The organism is Nocardioides daphniae, from assembly GCF_004777465.1.
Classification (GTDB): domain Bacteria; phylum Actinomycetota; class Actinomycetes; order Propionibacteriales; family Nocardioidaceae; genus Nocardioides; species Nocardioides daphniae.
Genome location: NZ_CP038462.1, coordinates 264,546 through 282,417 on the forward strand (window position 1 = coordinate 264,546; position 17,872 = coordinate 282,417).

General features: G+C 71.7%; 20 protein-coding genes and 3 pseudogenes. 18 read left to right on the plus strand and 5 right to left on the minus strand.

All coding sequences use genetic code 11. The features are described from left to right. Positions 1–12 precede the first annotated feature (12 nt). Together E2C04_RS20535 and E2C04_RS20540 are read right to left on the minus strand one after the other, a co-directional pair. On the minus strand, positions 13–960 hold the full coding sequence (locus E2C04_RS20535) for a GTP pyrophosphokinase (protein WP_275106538.1): 948 nt from the start codon (positions 958–960) through the stop codon (positions 13–15). Then, on the minus strand, positions 888–1,829 hold the full coding sequence (locus E2C04_RS20540) for a DUF429 domain-containing protein (RefSeq protein ID WP_135831229.1): 942 nt from the start codon (positions 1,827–1,829) through the stop codon (positions 888–890). The genes E2C04_RS20535 and E2C04_RS20540 overlap by 73 nt, the downstream gene beginning before the upstream one ends. Positions 1,830–1,939: 110 nt before the next feature. Between E2C04_RS20540 and E2C04_RS01335 the strand changes: the two genes are divergently transcribed. The 6 genes from E2C04_RS01335 to E2C04_RS01360 are packed head-to-tail and all read left to right on the plus strand — an operon-like array spanning position 1,940 to position 6,756. Then, positions 1,940–2,659: an ABC transporter ATP-binding protein gene (locus E2C04_RS01335; protein WP_170213478.1), complete on the plus strand. Its 720-nt coding sequence runs from the start codon at positions 1,940–1,942 to the stop codon at positions 2,657–2,659. Continuing rightward, positions 2,634–3,617, plus strand: a complete 984-nt coding sequence (locus E2C04_RS01340) for a hypothetical protein (RefSeq protein ID WP_135831230.1) — start codon at positions 2,634–2,636, stop codon at positions 3,615–3,617. Before E2C04_RS01335 ends, E2C04_RS01340 begins: the two co-directional genes overlap by 26 nt. Continuing rightward, positions 3,530–4,213 carry a hypothetical protein gene (locus E2C04_RS01345; protein WP_135831231.1) on the plus strand — a complete coding sequence of 228 codons (684 nt, stop codon included), beginning with the start codon at positions 3,530–3,532 and terminating at the stop codon, positions 4,211–4,213. Before E2C04_RS01340 ends, E2C04_RS01345 begins: the two co-directional genes overlap by 88 nt. A 17-nt stretch (positions 4,214–4,230) precedes the next feature. After that, positions 4,231–5,100 carry an ABC transporter substrate-binding protein gene (locus E2C04_RS01350; protein ID WP_135831232.1) on the plus strand — a complete coding sequence of 290 codons (870 nt, stop codon included), beginning with the start codon at positions 4,231–4,233 and terminating at the stop codon, positions 5,098–5,100. Positions 5,101–5,107: 7 nt separating this feature from the next. After that, complete coding sequence (locus E2C04_RS01355) at positions 5,108–6,022, plus strand: amino acid ABC transporter permease (RefSeq protein ID WP_135831233.1); 915 nt, start codon at positions 5,108–5,110, stop codon at positions 6,020–6,022. After that, positions 6,019–6,756: an amino acid ABC transporter ATP-binding protein gene (locus E2C04_RS01360; RefSeq protein WP_135831234.1), complete on the plus strand. Its 738-nt coding sequence runs from the start codon at positions 6,019–6,021 to the stop codon at positions 6,754–6,756. Before E2C04_RS01355 ends, E2C04_RS01360 begins: the two co-directional genes overlap by 4 nt. Here E2C04_RS01360 and E2C04_RS01365 read toward each other — a convergent pair. Then, positions 6,753–7,445, minus strand: a complete 693-nt coding sequence (locus tag E2C04_RS01365) for a hypothetical protein (RefSeq protein ID WP_135831235.1) — start codon at positions 7,443–7,445, stop codon at positions 6,753–6,755. The genes E2C04_RS01360 and E2C04_RS01365 overlap by 4 nt on opposite strands. A 271-nt stretch (positions 7,446–7,716) precedes the next feature. Between E2C04_RS01365 and E2C04_RS01370 the strand changes: the two genes are divergently transcribed. After that, entirely contained in the window at positions 7,717–8,295 is a 579-nt protein-coding gene (locus tag E2C04_RS01370) for a TetR/AcrR family transcriptional regulator (RefSeq protein WP_135831236.1), read from the plus strand. Here the strand turns inward: E2C04_RS01370 and E2C04_RS01375 are convergent. Both E2C04_RS01375 and E2C04_RS01380 read right to left on the minus strand, forming a co-directional pair. Further along, positions 8,279–9,046 carry an SDR family oxidoreductase gene (locus E2C04_RS01375; protein ID WP_135831237.1) on the minus strand — a complete coding sequence of 256 codons (768 nt, stop codon included), beginning with the start codon at positions 9,044–9,046 and terminating at the stop codon, positions 8,279–8,281. The two genes, E2C04_RS01370 and E2C04_RS01375, sit on opposite strands and share 17 nt — an antisense overlap. A gap of 116 nt (positions 9,047–9,162) precedes the next feature. Then, entirely contained in the window at positions 9,163–10,101 is a 939-nt protein-coding gene (locus tag E2C04_RS01380) for a DUF2189 domain-containing protein (RefSeq protein ID WP_135831238.1), read from the minus strand. A gap of 155 nt (positions 10,102–10,256) precedes the next feature. On the opposite strand from E2C04_RS01380, the gene E2C04_RS01385 reads away from it, so the two are divergent. The 11 genes and pseudogenes from E2C04_RS01385 to E2C04_RS20580 form a co-directional block, all read left to right on the plus strand. Continuing rightward, positions 10,257–10,889, plus strand: a complete 633-nt coding sequence (locus E2C04_RS01385; RefSeq protein ID WP_135831239.1) for a TetR/AcrR family transcriptional regulator — start codon at positions 10,257–10,259, stop codon at positions 10,887–10,889. Positions 10,890–10,891: 2 nt separating this feature from the next. Then, the gene (locus E2C04_RS01390) at positions 10,892–11,692 is read left to right on the plus strand and encodes a TIGR03084 family metal-binding protein (protein ID WP_135831240.1); all 801 of its coding nucleotides are present in this window, start codon (positions 10,892–10,894) and stop codon (positions 11,690–11,692) included. After that, positions 11,689–12,153 carry an acyclic terpene utilization AtuA family protein gene (locus tag E2C04_RS20545; protein WP_275106539.1) on the plus strand — a complete coding sequence of 155 codons (465 nt, stop codon included), beginning with the start codon at positions 11,689–11,691 and terminating at the stop codon, positions 12,151–12,153. Before E2C04_RS01390 ends, E2C04_RS20545 begins: the two co-directional genes overlap by 4 nt. A gap of 34 nt (positions 12,154–12,187) precedes the next feature. Next, positions 12,188–13,447: an acyclic terpene utilization AtuA family protein gene (locus E2C04_RS01395; protein ID WP_275106540.1), complete on the plus strand. Its 1,260-nt coding sequence runs from the start codon at positions 12,188–12,190 to the stop codon at positions 13,445–13,447. Positions 13,448–13,606: 159 nt separating this feature from the next. Continuing rightward, complete coding sequence (locus E2C04_RS19020) at positions 13,607–14,119, plus strand: acyl-CoA dehydrogenase family protein (protein WP_238694385.1); 513 nt, start codon at positions 13,607–13,609, stop codon at positions 14,117–14,119. A 65-nt stretch (positions 14,120–14,184) separates the two neighbouring features. Next, positions 14,185–14,289, plus strand: a pseudogene (locus E2C04_RS20550) (acyl-CoA dehydrogenase family protein); the annotation flags it as partial. Between the two features lie 68 nt (positions 14,290–14,357). Next, complete coding sequence (locus E2C04_RS20555; protein WP_275106541.1) at positions 14,358–14,612, plus strand: acyl-CoA dehydrogenase family protein; 255 nt, start codon at positions 14,358–14,360, stop codon at positions 14,610–14,612. Then, on the plus strand, positions 14,609–15,211 hold the full coding sequence (locus tag E2C04_RS20560) for a carboxyl transferase domain-containing protein (protein WP_275106542.1): 603 nt from the start codon (positions 14,609–14,611) through the stop codon (positions 15,209–15,211). The genes E2C04_RS20555 and E2C04_RS20560 overlap by 4 nt, the downstream gene beginning before the upstream one ends. Continuing rightward, positions 15,199–15,872: pseudogene (locus tag E2C04_RS21190) on the plus strand (carboxyl transferase domain-containing protein). Before E2C04_RS20560 ends, E2C04_RS21190 begins: the two are co-directional and overlap by 13 nt. Beyond that, on the plus strand, positions 15,772–16,194 hold the full coding sequence (locus tag E2C04_RS20575; protein ID WP_275106544.1) for a carboxyl transferase domain-containing protein: 423 nt from the start codon (positions 15,772–15,774) through the stop codon (positions 16,192–16,194). Before E2C04_RS21190 ends, E2C04_RS20575 begins: the two are co-directional and overlap by 101 nt. Positions 16,195–16,251: 57 nt before the next feature. Beyond that, a pseudogene (locus E2C04_RS20580) lies at positions 16,252–17,537 on the plus strand (acetyl-CoA carboxylase biotin carboxylase subunit); the annotation flags it as partial. Positions 17,538–17,872: the final 335 nt, after the last annotated feature.

Genomic DNA, 17,872 nt, shown 5'->3' on the forward strand with positions numbered 1-17,872 from the left:
AGTGTGCGCCCCTCAGGACTCCTGGCGCATCTTCGCCAGCCGCGCCAGCCGCGCCTGCAGCGCGGGGACGCGGTGGGCGTTGTCGCGCAGGCCGACGTAGGTGTCGCCGTGCACCCACAGCAGCGCGTCGTCGAGGCGGCGTACGGCGGTCGGCGGGTGCTGGTAGCCCATCCGCTCCGCGATGCTGGCGGAGTCGACCGAGCGCAGCACCTCGCCGAGCTCGACCAGTGAGGTGATCCCGAGCTCGAGCAGGAGCCCGCCGATCCACTCGTAGTGGTCGGTGCGCGACCAACCCGCGTCGGCGTACTGCCCGGCCAGGAAGGCGGCCAGCTCACGCGCGGTGATCCGCGGGTCGGCGCTCGGCTCCTGCGACGGCTCGGGCTCGGCCATCGACTCGGTCAGCCGCTCGCGGATGGTCGAGAACTCCCGGTCGGCCAGCTCCAGCAGGCCGGCCGCGAGCGTGAAGCGGCGGTCGAAGTCGGGCACGTGCTCGTCAGGGATGGTGCCCTTGTAGCGGATGTCGTGCTCGAACTCCGCCCACGCGTGCTGGAGCACGGTGCGCACCTGGACCTGCGCCATCCGGCCGGCCAGGTGCGGGTGCGCCTGCTCGTCCTCGTCCTCGAGCTCCACCTGGAGGTGGCGGCTGGAGTAGCCGAAGCGGCCCTCGCTCGCCGTCTCCTCGCCCATGTCGCGGTCGTCGTGGACGACCAGCTGCTCGTTGAGCACGTCGACCACCGCCTGGACGTCGCTGTGCACGTAGGTGATGACGCGCAGGCCGATCTGGTCGAGGATCTGGCGCAGCGGGTCGGTGAAGACCGGCCGCCCGTCGACCGTGCGCGCCGCCTTCGCGGCGAACGAGGTCATCGTCTTCGCCCGACCGGTCACGGTCAGGTAGTTGATGCCGGCGTCGTCGAGCATCGACCGCACGATCTGCACGAAGTCCTCGGTCGCGCGCCGCACCTCGGGCAGCTGCTCGGCGTAGCGGCGTACGGCAGTGCCGGGGTCCGCTGCATGGGCATCTGCGTCGCCGTCGGACTCCGCGCCCGGCGCGGCGTCGGCGGCCGCCCCGCGCCGCGTGGGCACCAGGTCGGCCGCGTCAGCGTCGGCGTGACGACGTACCCCTGCTCGAAGGTGCCGTAGGTCGTGGTGCGCTCGGGGTGCGTGGTGGCGAAGAGCGCGACGTAGGCGCAGAGCACCGCGTCGACCTGGTCCTCGGCGACGCGCAGCTCGCTCTTGCGCTGGGCCCGCTCCACGGTCGTACGCAGCCCGCGCCACGCCTCGCCGCCCGCCTCGCCGTCGAGCACGAGGCGGGGGTCGGCGCCGGAGAGCGACTCCATCAGGCCCATCAGGACGAGCAGCTCGGCGCGCAGCTGCTCGAGGCTGCGGCCCGACTTGGACTTGTACTTGAGCGTGCGGCCGAGCCGGAAGAGCGCGACCGTCGCCGGGTGCGGGTAGACCTCGATGGCGCGGCGGGCCCGGCCGGAGCGCGGGTTCATGTCGAGGCCGAGCCGGCTGGCGATCCGGGCGGCGCGCGGCCGCCCGGCGAACTCGGCGCGACCGGTGTTGGTGGGGTGGGCGCCGGCGTCGAACGGCGCGAAGTCCTTGTTGAGTGCTGCCTCGGCGGCGCGGTTGCCGGTCGGGTTGGTGACGATCAGCGGGGCGTCGACGGCGACCAGGCAGGGGCCTTCGGTGAAGGGCGCGAGCGCGGCCACGACCTCGTCGTCGGTGACGACCGTGGAGACGTGGACCAGCCGGCCCTCCGCGTCGAGCACGGCGAGGCCCGTGGGGTTGCGCTCACCCCAGGCGAGGTCGATTCCGACGAAGTGCATGGGGGCAGCCTTCCCTACCCGTGGTGATCACGGAACCTCGTGGCGGCAGGCAGCCGGGCGAGTCCGCCGAAACCGCTCCCGGCCCCGCCGAATCCGACGACAATCGAACGGTGACACCCACCGTCCCCGCTCCTGCCGTGCTCGTCGAGGACCTCCACGTCCGATTCGGTGAGGTCGAGGCCGTCACCGGCGTCGGCTTCGAGGCCCCGCCCGGCCGCGCCACCGCGCTGCTGGGCCGCAACGGCGCCGGCAAGTCCACGACCATGCGCGTCCTGGCGGGCGTCGTCCCGCCGACCAGCGGTCGCGTCGTCGTCGCCGGCATCGACGTCAGCCAGGACCCGCTCGGCGTGAAGCGCGCGGTCGGCTACTGCCCCGACGTCGGCGGCCTGGTGCCGCGCGCGACGCCGTGGGAGCACCTCCAGCTCTCCGCCAGCCTGCGTCGGATGACCGGCTGGGAGCCGCGGGCCCGCGACCTGCTCGAGCGCTTCGAGCTCGGCGACGTCGCGCACCGCGTCACCACCGGCTTCTCCCACGGCATGGGCCGCCGGCTCTCCGTGATCCTCGCTGCCTTCCACGAGCCCGACGTCCTGCTGCTCGACGAGCCCTTCGACGGCGTCGACCCGATCGGTGTGGAGGCGACCTTCGAGGTGGTCGCCGACGCCCGTGCCCGCGGCGCCTCGATCCTGCTCTCCACCCACCTGCGCGAGCTCGCCATCGAGACCTGCTCGACGGCGCTCGTGCTGCGTGGCGGCGCCCGCGTCGCCGACATGGACGCGATCGACCTGCGAGGGGAGGAAGGCGCCGATGCCTACCGCGCCCTCCTCGACTGAGCAGGCGGCGGTGGGGCGGACGTACGCCGTCTCCGCCTCCCCGTGGAGCCTCGCGGAGATCCGTCGCGCGGTCGCCGACACCGGCCACCTGCTGCGCTTCCGCTCCGGCACGGTGCGGCGCCCGGCGGTCATCCGCACCATCTGGATGGTCGTCGTCGCGCTGACCGCCGCCGCGGTCCTCGGCCCGCTCCTCGCGCCCGGGGCGGGCGCCGACGAGGGGCTGGCGCTCAACACGCTGATCATCCTGCCGACCTTCATGATCGGCTTCCTCGGCCTGACCGTCTCGGCCGCCGTCGCGTCGGGCGGTGGCCGTGAGCTGCTCTCGGGCGAGGACGCCGTCGCCTTCCCGGTGAGCCCCACGACCGACCACCTCGGTGCGCTGCTGATGGCCCCGCTCAACATCGGCTGGATCCTGCAGGCGTGGTTCCTGCTGGGTGCCACCACCTTCGCCCACGGCCTCGACGCCCTGCCGTGGCTGCTCACCATCGTGGTGCTGTGGCTGGTCCTCGCGACCGCGCTCGGGCAGGTGATCGCCTGGTCGGTCGAGTCGGTCCGGCGCCGGCGCCACGGCGTCGCCATCGTGCGTACGGCCGGGGTCGCGGTCGCCGTCCTGCTCGCCTGGTTGCAGCTGTCGGGCCACCTCAACGACGTGCTCGACCAGGTCCCGACGCTCGAGCTGGTCGTCGCCGGCCTCCAGGGCTTCAGCGTGGCCTGGGTCGTCGCCGTCACCTCCCTGCTCGCCCTCACCGCGGTCGCCCTGGTCCTCGGCGGGGTGGCCTGCCACTCGGCGGCGCGGCGCCAGACCCGTGACGCGCTGAAGGTGGAGACCCAGCACTTCGCGGCCCAGCCCACCCGCGCACGCTGTGGGGGATGCTCGTGCGGATCGACCGCGCCTCGGTCTGGCGGGCGGTGCCGATGCGGCGCGGCATGCTGGTGCTGGCGGTCGGCCCGGGCCTGATCGCCTTCGCCGGTGGCCTGACCTGGGAGAACGTGATCATCCTCCCCGGGCTGGTGGCCAGCGGTGGGGCGCTGCTGTACGGCGTCAACGCCTTCGCGCTCGACGGTCGCGGTGGCCTGTGGCGCGAGACCTTGCCGGTCGACCCCCAGCGGGTGTGGACCGCGCGCAGCTGGGTGATGGCCGAGTGGCTGCTGGCCGCCTCGGTGATCACCGTCGTGCTCGCGGCGCTGCGGGCCGGGGTGCCGACGGCCTCCGAGGTCGCGGCGGTGCTCTGCCTGCTCCTGGTCGTCACCGTCCAGGTGGTCTCGACCTCGATGCGGTGGTCGGTGACGCGTCCCTTCGCGGTCAACCTGCGCTCCGCGCGGGCCACGCCGGCACCGCCGACGGTGATGGTCGGCTACTCGGCCAAGCTGGCGCTGAGCACCACGCTGACCGCGATGGTCTTCTCCACGGCGTCGTGGGCCGCACCGTGGCACGTCGTCGTGCTGCTGGCGGTGCCGTTCCTGGCGTGGTCGGCCTTCCGGTGGTGGCGCGCCGGGCTGGTCTGGACCGATGCGTCCAGCCGCGCTGCGGTCGTCACCACCGTCGCTGCCTGACGTCTTACGATTCACCCATGCGCATCCCCCGTACCGCTGCTGCCGCCACGATCCCGCTCCTCCTCGCCCTCGCCGCCTGTGCGCCGGCCGAGGAGAAGAGCGCTGACCCCGCCCCCACCTCCGAGGCGGGTGACCCGGCGGAGTGCGCCGCCGACAAGGTGCTCACCGACGGCAAGCTGACCGTCGCCACCGACTCCCCGGCGTACGAGCCGTGGTTCGCCGGCAACGACCCCTCCAACGGCAAGGGCTTCGAGTCCGCCGTGGCCTACGCGGTCGCCGACAAGCTGGGCTTCGCCGAGGGCGACGTCACCTGGGTCAAGGTGCCGTTCAACAACTCCTACGCACCGGGCAAGAAGAAGTTCGACTTCGACATCAACCAGATCTCGATCACCGCCGAGCGCCTCGAGGTCGTCGACTTCTCCGAGGGCTACTACGCGCCCACGCAGGCGATCATCGCCCTCAACGGCTCGAAGGCCAGCAAGGTCGCCGACTTCGACGGGCTGGAGACCTTCAAGCTCGGCGCCCAGACCGGCACCACCTCGCTGACCGCGATCCGCGAGGAGATCGAGCCGACCGCCAAGCCGCTGGTCTTCGAGGACACCAACGCCGCCAAGCAGGCGCTGCTCAACGGCCAGGTCGACGCGATCGTCGCCGACCTGCCGACCGCGCTCTACATCACCGCCGTCGAGATCGAGGACTCCACCATCGTGGGCCAGTTCGCCTACGACGACGACGCGGTCGAGGAGTTCGGCATGCTCTTCGAGAAGGGCAACGCCCTGGTCGGCTGCGTCGACGCCGCGCTGGCCGAGCTGAAGGAGGACGGCACCCTGGCCGCCCTCGAGCAGGAGTGGCTCTCCGACACGGCCGACGTGCCGGTCCTCGACTGACCCTGACGTGAGCGACACGGGTACGCCGGCCCCCGCCGGCAGCGCTGCCTCCGGGCAGCCCACCGCCGGGCAACCCAGCGCCTGGCAACCCAGCGAGCGCGAGCTCGCCCGGCGCGTGGTCCGGCGTACCCTCCACCGTCGCCAGCTGCTCACCGCCTCCGCGGTGACGCTGGCCGTCTTCGGCTCGCTGGCCTTCGGGGTCACCCAGCTGCCCGGGTGGGAGCGGGTCCGCGAGACCTTCTTCTCCCTCGAGCACGCGCAGGAGTCGTTCCCCGCGATCCTGTCGGGCTTCTGGGTCAACGTGAAGATGTTCCTGATCGCCGAGCCGATCATCCTGGTGCTCGGCCTGCTGGTGGCGCTGGCGCGGCAGAGCCGCTCGGCCTGGCTCACGCCGCTGCGGCTCGTCGCCGTCGGCTACACCGACCTCTTCCGGGGCGTCCCGACGATCCTGCTGGTGCTGCTCTGCGGCTTCGGCATCCCGGCGCTCGGGCTGACCGGCGTCACCAACGACCTCTTCTTCTGGGCGCTGGTCGCGCTCGTGCTGTCGTACGGCGCCTACGTCGCGGAGGTCTTCCGCGCCGGCATCGAGTCGATCCACCCGTCGCAGTGGGCGAGCGCGCAGACGCTGGGCCTGAGCCGGGTGCAGGCGATGCGCCACGTGATCGTTCCCCAGGCCGTACGCCGCGTCGTCCCGCCGCTGCTCAACGACTTCGTGTCGTTGCAGAAGGACACCGCGCTGGTCTCGGTGATCGGCATCTTCGACGCGGTCTTCTCGGCCCGCGACTACGGCAACTACCACTTCAACTACACCGCGATGGTCGTCGTGGCCGCCTTCTTCGTGGCCCTCACGATCCCGCTGGCCCGCTTCACCGACCGGCTGCAGCGGCGCTACGCGGAGCGCGAGCGGGCGGGGGCACGATGAGCGATCCGTTGCTGCGGGTGCAGGGCGTACGCAAGGCGTACGGCTCGAAGGTCGTCCTTGACGACGTCTCCCTCGAGGTGGCGGCCGGCGACGTGGTCTGCCTGATCGGCGCCTCGGGGTCGGGCAAGTCGACGCTGATGCGTTGCCTCAACCTGCTGGAGGACGTCGACGACGGCACGATCGAGTTCGAGGGTCGCGAGATCTCCGACCCGCTGGTCGACCGGCGGGCCGTGCACGCCCGGATGGGGATGGTCTTCCAGGCCTACAACCTCTTCCCGCACCTGACCGTGCTCGACAACGTCACCCTCGCGCCGCGCCGGGTGCACAAGGTCCCGCGCCGCGAGGCGGAGGCCAGGGCCCGGGGGCTGCTGGAGCAGTTCGGCCTGGCCGACAAGGCCGACGTGCACCCCGACCGGCTCTCCGGCGGCCAGCAGCAGCGGGTGGCACTCGTACGCGCGCTGGCGACCGGCCCGGCGCTGCTGCTGCTCGACGAGATCACCGCGGCGCTCGACCCAGAGCTGGTCGGCGACGTGCTGCGGGCGGTGCGGGCGCTGGCCGCGGAGGGGACCACGATGGTGCTCGCCACCCATGAGATGGACTTCGCCCGCGAGGTCGCGACGCAGGTCTGCTTCCTCGACGGTGGTCGGATCCTCGAGCAGGGGCCGCCGGCGCAGATCTTCAGCGCGCCCCGTGAGGAGCGGACGCGTCAGTTCCTGGCCCGCGTGCTGGGCTAGTTCGCGCTGGCCGGCTCCGTCGGCGTGGTCGTGCCCGTCGGCGTGGTCGTGCCCGTCGGCGTGGTCGTGCCCGTCGGGCGGGATTGGACCTGGATGGTGATGGTCGACGCGGCCTCGGCAACCGCGAGCTGGGCGCGGGTCGAGCCGTCTCCGCCGAAGCGGAGCAGGTAGAGCGAGTCGGCCTCGACCGTCACGAAGAAGTTGGCGCGCCCCTCGGCGTAGTCGTGGCTGATGTGGAGCACCTCGCGCTCGCCGGGGGCGACGAGCGGGTCGTTGAGGGTCAGTCCCTCACCCTCGTTCACCAGGTCGGTCTCCCCGGCGACGATCTCGTCGGCCCACTCCTGGGCGGTCTTGCCCTCGGCGTCGACGGTGGTCAGCTGAGCCGCGCCCTGGACCTCCGAACCCTCGCCTGCTGCGGCCACGGGCTGCCCCTCGAAGGTGGTCCATCCGACCGGGAGGTGGAGCGTCACGTCTCCGATCACGGACGGCTCGGTCGAGAGGTAGGGGGAGAGCGTCGGCGCGGCCGTGGGGGAGACCGAGCCCGCGACCGAGCCGGTGTTGCTCGTCCGCGCCTCGCCGACCTCGACCACGACGTCGTCCGCGCCGCAGCCGGCCAGGAGGACAGCCAGGGCCAGGGCGACGCCCGCCGTCCCGGTACGGCTGACGGCGGTGCGGAACGGGCTGCGCATGGGGGTGCCTCCTGAGCGGCGGGACGTGACGGGGACAAGTCTCGCCGTTGCTGTGGACGCGCGGTGGCGTTTTGGGGCGTAAGCGTCTGACTGTTCGGTGGATCGGCGTGCGACCAGACCGGATCGGGGCTGGCGGGGGCAATTCTTGAAATGAACGGCCGTTCGATCATTTCAAGAACTACCCCCGGGAGGCTCAGCTCGGGGGCTAGGAACCCGACGCTCCTGTGGAGAGAGCCCGCGTCCGTCGCGTGATCGGTGGTCGGATGGCGCCATGCCCTCACGACCCGATCCGACCCGCGGCGAGGCCGTCCGCGTCGTCATGACCGACCTGGTGCTGGGCCACGGCATCCTCGGCCTCTCGATCCGGAGGGTGGCGTCGGGTGTGGGGATCGCCCCCTCGACGCTGGTCGCACAGTTCACCCACCGCAAGCGGCTCGTCACCTGGTTCTCGGCCACCGCCAGCCGGCGCCGGCAGCGGCAGATGGAGTGGCGCGCGGCCCGCGACGGCTGGGTCGGTCTGCTGCCTCGCGACCCCGAGAGCCTGGAGGCGGAGTCGATCTGGTCAGCGGTGAGCGAGCTCGGCCGCACCGACGACGAGGTGGGTGACGTCGTCCAGGGTCGGCACGAGGAGCTGTGCGACCTGGTCCGGGCGTTGGGGAGGGGCGAGGGCAGGAGCCTGGACTCCGACGACGTCGAGCTCGTGGTCGCGGGGCTCGACGGTCTCCGCCGCGCCATGGTGCGGCAGCTCGAGCCGATGCCCCTGGACCGGGCGTCCCGGCTCCTCGACCGGCTCGTGGAGGGAGTCGTCGAGCAGGACCGGCAGGAGGGGTACGTCAGACCATCTTCCTGATCACGCCCAGCGGGGCGACCTTCAGCACCGCGGCCAGCGGGGTCCACGGCCAGCCGGGGACCGCCGCAGACTTCTTCTCCTTCTCCACCGCGTCGACGATCGCGCGGACCCCCTTCTCGGTCGGGGCCATCAGCAGCCCCGGCTTGCGGGTGCGGTCGCTCATCTCCGAGACGATGAAGCCGGGGTAGATCACCGACACCTTGTACTGCGGCTTGCCGTGCATCTCCGTGCGCACGCCCTCGGCGAGGTGCGCGACACCGGCCTTCGTGGCTGCGTACGCGGTCATCGCCTTGGGCATGCCGCGCTTCGCGGAGACGCTCGAGACCATCACGAGGTGGCCGCCGTCCTGCGCACGGAAGAGCTCCATCGCCGCCTCGGCCTGGGCGAGCCCGGCGACGAAGTTGGTCATCGCCGTCTCCTTGTTGGCGTGGAACTTGCCGGTGCCCAACGGGGCGCCCTTGCCGATGCCGGCGTTGACGATGACCCGGTCGATGCGGCGACCCTCGGCGGCCGCCTCGGCGCGGAACGCCCGGAAGACCTCGAAGACCGCGTCGTGGTCGTTGACGTCGAGGGCCCGCACCGAGATGCGGCACCCGGGGATCGCGGCGTTGATCTCGGCGCGCAGCTCCTCCAACCGTTCCGTACGCCGCGCGCACAGCGCGAGGTGGTGGCCGCGGGCCGCGAACTGCCGGGCCATCTCGGCGCCGAGTCCGCTGGAGGCGCCGGTGATGAGGATCGTCTGCTGCGTCATGCGGGCGAGTGTGGCAAACCTCGACGCCCGGCGGTAGGTGGCGACCCCGGACGCGCCGGAAATGGACGAACCCGCCCGGTGGGCCGGGCGGGTTCGACGCGGGTGCGGGGTGCGGGTCAGGCAGCGACCGGCTCGCCCTGCACGGTGCGGTAGGCGTACGCCTGGGCCACCGCGGCCAGCGGGATGGCCACCAGCAGACCCACGCAGCAGGCGATGAAGCCGAGCAGGTAGACGCCGACGCAGGCCAGGGCGAAGACGAAGAGCGGGCCGGCGTTCTTCGAGGCCAGGCTGGCGCTGGCGCCGATCGCCTCGAACGCGTTCTGGTTGCGGTCGATGATGAAGAAGAGCGTGAACCACGTGAAGAACATGATCGCCAGGCCCGGCAGGATGCAGAGGACCAGGCCGATCGAGGTCGCCACCGACAGCAGGACGCTGGCGATGATCACCTGGAGCCAGTTGATGCCGCCGAAGAGGTCGGTGACCGTGCCGGTGCGGGTGATCGACAGGCCGGCCTTGACCAGCAACGCCTGCATGACCATCGAGGCGATCGACGAGAGCACCGAGAAGATCATGCCGAAGCCGGAGAAGCCTGCGGCGGCCGCGAAGTCTCCCGCGTCGTCGACCGTCACCGGGGTCGACTGCACCGAGTTGCCGATGGCGCTCAGGATGCCGGCGACCACGAGGCCGACGACGGTGATGCCGATCAGCACGCCCGCGTTGGCCTTGAACTTCTGCCACGCGTAGGAGAAGGCCGCGCCGACGCTGAACCCGCCGCCACTCGCGCCGCTGCCGTAGCCGTAGCCACCGCCGGGCGGCACCTGGCCGTAGGCCGGCTCGCCGTAGGGAGAGCCGTAGGGCTGCTCGCCGTACTGGGGCTGGTCGCCGTACTGCGGCTGACCGTACTGGGGCTGCCCGTACTGGGGCTGGTCGCCGTAGGGCGGCTGCCCGTACGGGGGCTCTCCGTCCGAAGGCTGCTGCGGCTGGTCACCGTAGGGCGGCTGCCCCTCCGGCGGGTTGCCGTGGGGGTCGTTGGGCTCGTTGCCGTGGGTCGACACGGTTCCTCCTCGCTAGTCCGGGCCCCGTACCCGGCTCTGCGCACACCCTAAAGCAAGGCGACCCCGTCCCATCGGCGTCAAACAGCAGGAAAGACGGCGAGAAAAGATACAGACAGGCTTGACTGTTTGTATGTTCCCGAGGCACAGTTCTCGGCATGAGCACGAATCCGACCCGCGTCCCGCAGGAGGAGCGCACCCGCGCCATGCGGGCGCGCCTCATGGAGGCCACCGTCGAGTGCCTGGTCGAGTGCGGCTTCTCGGGCACCTCCACCACGCTGGTCAGCCAGCGCGCCGGCGTCTCCCGCGGGGCGCAGCTCCACCACTTCCCGACCAAGAACGACCTCGTCGTGGCTGCCGTCGAGCACATCTCCACCACCCGCGGCGCCGAGATGGCCGCCGCGCTGGCGCACGCCCCCACGGGGGAGGGGCGTACGCGTGCGGTGCTGGAGCTGCTCGCCGAGCACTTCACCTCGCCGATCTTCGCCGCGGCGCTCGAGCTGTGGGTCGCCGCGCGCACCGACCCGACGCTCGCCGAGGCGGTCGGACCGCTCGAGCAGCGCGTCGGTCGCGAGACCCACCAGCTGACCGCCGCCGCCCTCGGCGTCGACGGCAACGCCCGCGGCGCCCGCGAGCTGGTGCAGGCCACGCTCGACCTCGTACGCGGCCTCGGCCTCGCCAACACGATCTCCGACGACGCCCGTCGTCGCGCCCGCATCCTCGACGCGTGGGCGACCACGCTCGACGCGCAACTCCTGAGCCCCGACCACAGCACCACCGAAGGAGCCTGAGCATGTCTGATCCCGTCCTCGACGGAATCCTGGCCGACCTGGCGGCCGAGGGCGACGCCCTCGAGTCGCTCGTCGCGCCCCTCGACGACGCCGGGTGGCGCACCCCCACCCCGGCCGAGGGCTGGGACGTCGCCACCACCATCGCCCACCTCGCCTGGACCGACGAGGTCGCCGTCAAGGCGGCCACCGACAAGGAGGCGTGGGACGCCGAGGTGATGGTCGCGATCATGAACCCCACCGGCTACGTCGACGAGATGGCGGCCAAGGGCGCCGAGGCGGCCCCGGCCGACCTGCTCGCCCGCTGGCAGGTGGCCCGCCCGGCGCTCGCCACGACGCTGGCGGAGTTTCCTTCCGGGGAGAAGCTGATGTGGTTCGGTCCGCCGATGTCGCCGGCCTCGATGGCCAGCGCGCGCTTCATGGAGACCTGGGCCCACGGCCTCGACGTCGCCGACGCGCTCGGTGTCACCGTCGAACCGACCGACCGGATCCGCCACGTCGCCCACATCGGCGTGCGCACCCGCAACTACTCCTTCAACAACAACGAGCTCGAGGCCCCGGCCGACGAGTTCCGCGTCGAGCTCACCGCCCCGTCGGGCGAGGTGTGGACGTACGGCCCCGAGGACGCCGCGCAGAAGGTCACCGGCTCCGCCCTCGACTTCTGCCGCCTCGTCACCCAGCGCGTGCACCGCGACGACACCGACCTGGTGGCCGTCGGCGACGACGCCGAGAAGTGGCTGACCATCGCGCAGGCCTTCGCCGGCCCGGCCGGCGGCGGCCGCGCAGCCCAGGGAGCCGTCGCATGAGTGACCGGCGCACGACCGACCCCGTCCTGATCGGCAACTGCTCCGGTTTCTACGGCGACCGTCTCTCGGCCTTCCGGGAGATGCTCGAGGGTGGCCCCCTCGACTACCTGACCGGTGACTACCTGGCCGAGCTGACCATGCTCATCCTGGGGCGCGACACCTTCAAGGACCCCAACCTCGGCTACGCCCGCACCTTCGTACGCCAGTGCGAGGACGCCCTGGGCACCGCGCTGGAGAAGGGCGTCAAGGTCGTCACCAACGCCGGCGGCCTCAACCCCGCCGGCCTGGCCGAGAAGCTGCGCGAGGTCTCGACCGGCCTCGGCCTGGACGTGAAGATCGCCCACGTCGAGGGTGACGACCTGCGCGCCCAGGCGGCCGACCTCGGCTTCACCGGTGCGCTGACCGCCAACGCCTACCTCGGTGGCTTCGGCATCGCGGCCGCCCTGAACGCGGCGCGCTGACGTCGTCGTCACCGGCCGCGTCACCGACGCCTCGGTGATCGTCGGCCCGGCCGCGGCCCACCACGGGTGGACGCTCGAGGACCACGACGCCATCGCCGGCGCCATGGTCGCGGGCCACGTCATCGAGTGCGGCACGCACGCCACCGGCGGCAACTTCTCCGGCTTTCTGAGCCTGCCCAAGGCCGCCCGCCAGCAGAAGATGGGCTTCCCGATCGCCGAGATCGCCGCCGACGGCTCCTCGGTCATCACCAAGCACGCCGGCACCGGCGGCGCCGTCACGGTCGACACCGTCACCGCGCAGCTGGTCTACGAGATCCAGTCCGGCCTCTACCTCGGCCCCGACGCCACGGCCGACCTCACCAGCATCGAGGTCACCCAGCAGGGCGAGGACCGGGCCGCGATCGCCCAGGTCAGCGGCCAGGCGCCCCCGGAGACCCTGAAGGTCTGCGTCAACGAGCTCGGCGGCTTCCGCAACTCCATGGAGTTCCTGATCACCGGCCTCGACACCGACGAGAAGGTCGCCTGGATCAAGGAGCAGGTCACCGAGGCCTGGGGCGACAAGGCGCCCGCCACGGTCGTCTGGTCCGAGGGCCCGCCGCCGGTCGACGACCCGGCCACCATGGCCGAGGCCGCCACGATCCTGCGCGTCATGTGCCTCGACGCCGACGCGAAGGTCGCCGGCAAGGGCTTCACCGCCCCCGCCGTCGAGATCGCGCTGGCCTCCTACCCGGGCTGCACGCTCGTCGGTCCGCCGGCGCCCGCGTCGCCCTACGGCATCTACCGCCCGGAGTACGTCTCCCGCGACAAGGTCGCGCACACCGTCGTGCACGCCGACGGCACCCGCGAGGTCGTCGCCGACCCGACGACGTACGGGACCGCTGACGTCGCCGACGCCGGGCGGACGACCGCCTCCGGCACGACGGCCGTGACCGCAGGGGAGACCGTCCAGCTCGGGCGGCTCGTCCACGCCCGCTCGGGCGACAAGGGCGGCAACGCCAACCTCGGCCTCTGGATCCCGCGCGACGGAGGGGCGGAGAGCGACGAGAAGTATGCCGCCCGCGTCGCGTGGCTGCTCGACTTCGTCACCCCCGAGAAGGTGCGCGAGCTCGTGCCCGAGGCCGCCGACCTCGACGTCGACGTCTACGCCCTGCCGAAGCTGGGCGCCGTCAACGTCGTCATCCACGGCTTGCTCGGAGCCGGTGTCGCAGCATCCACCCGCGTCGACCCCCAGGCCAAGGCCCTGGGCGAGTGGGTCCGTTCACGCCACGTCACTGTCGAAGGAGGACTGCTGTGACGGCAGTTGCCGAAGAACTCTCCACGGCCGAGGACCGCGAAGCCCTCAAGGCCGCGGCCGCGGAGTTCACCCGGCGCGAGATCGTGCCCCACATCCAGGAGTGGAGGACGCCGGCGCGCTCCCCCGCGAGCTGCCAAGAAGGCGGCGCAGGCCGGCCTCATGGGCGTCTCGATCCCCGAGTCGGCCGGCGGCGTGGGCGGTGGGCTGCTCGACACCGTCGCCCTGCAGGAGGGCATGTTCTCCGAGGGCGCCACCTCGGGCCTGATGTCCGCGCTCTTCACGCACGGCATCGCGCTGCCGCACATCATCGCCCACGGCTCCGACGAGCTCATCGACACGTACGTCCGCCCCACGGTCGCCGGCGACATGATCGGCTCGCTCGGCATCACCGAGCCCGGCGGCGGCTCCGACGTCGGCAACATCCGCACCACTGCTGTCCGCGACGGTGACCACTGGGTGATCAACGGGTCGAAGACCTTCATCACCTCGGGCACCCGCGCCGACTTCGTCACCACCGCGGTCCGCACCGGTGGCCCCGGCGCCGGCGGCGTCTCGCTGATCGTGGTGCCGACCGACACCCCGGCTTCTCGGTCGACCGCAAGCTCGCCAAGATGGGCTGGCACTCCTCCGACACCGCCGAGCTGTCGTACGTCGACGTGCGCGTGCCGCTGACCAACCTGGTCGGCGACGAGAACGCCGGCTTCTGGTACATCGCCGAGCAGTTCGTCGTCGAGCGCATGGCGCTGGCGATCCACGGCTACGCGATCGCCGAGCGCTCGCTCGCCCTGACGGCCGACTACTGCCGCCAGCGCGACACCTTCGGCAAGCCGCTCATCACCCGCCAGGTGGTGCGCCACAAGCTCGTCGAGATGCGTCGCCAGGTCGAGGCTGCGAAGGCCTACACCCCCTGGTGGCCGGGCAGTACGTCGCCGCCGGCGGCCCGAACGAGCAGATCATCGCGCAGGCCTGCCTCGCGAAGGAGACCGCTTGCAACGCCGCGACGTACGTCTGTGACCAGGCCGTGCAGCTGCACGGCGGCACCGGCTACATGCACGGCACCGAGGTGGAGCGCCACTACCGCGACGCCCGGCTCCTGCCCATCGGTGGCGGTGCCACCGAAGTCCTCACTGACCTTGCCGCCAAGTTGTTGGGATACGCCAAATGACCGAGACCACTGTTGACACCGCCGAGGCGCCCGAGGAGCTCACCGTCGAGGAGCTCAGCGTGGAGGAGCAGCGCCGCGCGCACCTGCTCTCCAAGCTCGCCGACCTCGACGAGCAGCACGCCAAGGCCGTCGCCGGCGGCGGCGAGAAGTACATCGAGCGCCACCACAAGCGCGGCAAGCTGCTGCCCCGTGAGCGCATCGAGCTGCTGATCGACGAAGGCACCGCGTTCCTCGAGCTGAGCCCGCTGGCGGGCTGGGGCTCCGACTTCACCGTCGGCGCCTCCACCGTCTGCGGCATCGGCGTCGTCGAGGGCGTGGAGTGCATGATCTCCGCCAACGACCCCACCGTGAAGGGTGGCGCGTCGAACCCCTGGACGCTGAAGAAGACCTTCCGTGCCGCGCAGATCGCCGAGGAGAACAACCTCCCGCAGATCTCCCTGGTCGAGTCGGCCGGTGCTGACCTGCCGACCCAGAAGGAGATCTTCATCCCGGGCGGCAAGATCTTCCGCGACCTGGCCCGCCCTCGGGTCGTCGCCAGCCCACCATCGCGCTGGTCTTCGGCAACTCGACCGCCGGTGGCGCCTACGTGCCCGGCCTGAGTGACTACACCGTCATGGTGAAGGAGCAGGCGAAGGTCTTCCTGGCCGGCCCGCCGCTGGTCAAGATGGCCACCGGTGAGGAGACCGACGACGAGGAGCTGGGCGGCGCCGAGATGCACGCCCGCATCTCCGGCCTCGCCGACTACCTGGCCGAGGACGAGCGCGACGCGATCCGCCTGGGCCGCCGCATCGTCGCCCGCCTGAACTGGAGGAAGGCGCGCCCGAGGGCGAGCGTACGTATGCCGAGCCGGCCTTCGACCCGGAGACGCTGCTCGACCTGATCCCGACCGACCTCAAGGAGCCCTTCGACCCGCGTGACGTCATCGTCCGCATCGTCGACGGAGTTTCCGCCGGGAACGAGGTCCCCTTCGACGAGTTCAAGCCGCTCTACGGCTCCTCGCTGGTCACCGGCTGGGCTCGCCTGCACGGCCGCGAGATCGGCATCCTGGCCAACGCGCAGGGCGTCCTCTTCTCCGAGGAGGCGCAGAAGGCGACCCAGTTCATCCGCTGGCCAACGCCAAGAACACGCCGCTGCTCTTCCTGCACAACACACCGGCTACATGGTCGGCAAGGAGTACGAGCAGGGCGGCATCATCAAGCACGGTGCCGCGATGATCAACGCGGTCTCCAACTCGACCGTCCCGCACCATCTCCGTGCTGATCGGCTCCTCCTACGGCCGCGCAACTACGGCATGAACGGACGTGCGTACGACCCGCGCTTCCTCTTCACCTGGCCCAACGCGAAGTCGGCGGTCATGGGGCAGCAGCTCGCCGGCGTGCTCTCCATCGTCTCCCGCGCGGCGGCCGAGGCGAAGGGCAAGCCGTTCGACGAGGAGGCCGACGCCGGCATGCGTGCCTTTCGTCGAGCAATGGTCGAGGAGCAGTCGCTGCCCTACGTCCTGAGCGGAATGCTCTACGCTACGACGGCGTCATCGACCCGCGCGACACCCGCACCGTGCTGGGGATCGCCTTCTCCGCCATGACACCCAGCCCATCGAGGGCACCGACCGCTTCGGCGTCTTCAGGATGTGACCAGGAAAATGACTGACAAGACCATCACTCGCATTCTCGTCGCCAACCGCGGCGAGATCGCACGCCGTGTCTTCACCACCGCCCGCCGCCTCGGCATCGAGACGGTCGCGTGCACTCCGACGCCGACGCCGGCCTGCCCTTCGTGGCCGAGGCCGACCAGGCGGTCCGCCTCCCGGGCAACACCCCGGCCGAGACCTACCTGCGCGCCGACCTCGTCATCGAGGCCGCCCGCAAGACCGGTGCCGACGCCATCCACCCCGGCTACGGCTTCCTCTCGGAGAACGCCGACTTCGCCCGCGCCGTGACCGAGGCAGGCATCGCCTGGATCGGCCCCGCGCCGGAGTCGATCGTCTCGATGGGCTCGAAGATCGAGTCGAAGAAGCTCATGGAGGCCGCCGGCGTGCCGGTCCTGGCCGACCTGGGGACCACGGCCACCGAGGCTGACCTGCCGCTGCTGGTCAAGGCCAGCGCCGGCGGCGGTGGCCGTGGCATGCGCATCGTCCGCGACCTGGCCGCCCTGGCCAGCGAGGTCGAGCTGGCGTCCGCCGAGGCGGCCTCGGCGTTCGGCGACGGCACCGTCTTCGTCGAGCCGTACGTCGAGCACGGCCGCCACGTCGAGGTGCAGGTCGTCGGTGACCACTCCGGCACCGTCGCGGTCTTCGGCGAGCGCGACTGCTCGATCCAGCGTCGCCACCAGAAGGTCATCGAGGAGGCCCCGGCCCCCGGCCTGAGCGACGAGACCCGCGCCGCGCTGCACGAGGCGGCCCGCAACGCCGCCGCCGCCATCGACTACGTCGGCGCCGGCACCGTCGAGTTCCTGGTGGACGCCAGCGACCCGACCCGCTTCTGGTTCCTGGAGATGAACACCCGCCTCCAGGTGGAGCACCCGGTCTCCGAGGCGATCTTCGGCGTCGACCTGGTCGAGGCGCAGATCGCCGTGGCCGAGGGTCGCCCGCTGGGCCACGTCGCCGAGGCGGCTGCTGCGAAGCCGAACGGCCACGCCGTCGAGGTGCGCCTCTACGCCGAGGACCCGGCCGCCGACTGGCAGCCGCAGTCCGGCACCCTGGGCGCCTTCGAGATCCCGGGCGTGCAGGTCGAGTTCGCCAACCCCGCCGCATATGGCCTGCGCCTGGACACCGGCTTCGTCGCCGGCTCCGAGGTCGGCACGCACTACGACGCGATGCTCGCCAAGGTGATCGTGCACGCCGCCACCCGTGAGCAGGCCCTGCGCCAGCTCGCCGGCGCGCTGGCCAAGGCCAAGCTGCACGGCCTGACCACCAACCGCGACCTGCTCGTCGAGGTGCTGCGTCACCCGGTCTTCGTGGCCGGCGACGTCTCCACCGACTTCTTCGAGACCCAGGAGCTCGCGAACCGCTCGTCGGGCGTCGACGAGACCCTCGTCGAGCGCTCGGCCTTCGCGGCGACCGTCGCCCTCATGGAGGCGGCCCGCGAGGCCCGCACCGTGCAGCGCGGCATCCCGGTCGGCTGGCGCAACATCGTCTCCGCCCCGCAGGTCACCGAGTTCGCGCTCGACGGCATCGAGGAGCCGGTGCGCGTGGAGTGGTACGGCGGCCGTGACGGCTACTCCGGCGACAGCGGCGCGGTCCTGGCCGCCTCGCCGACCGCGGT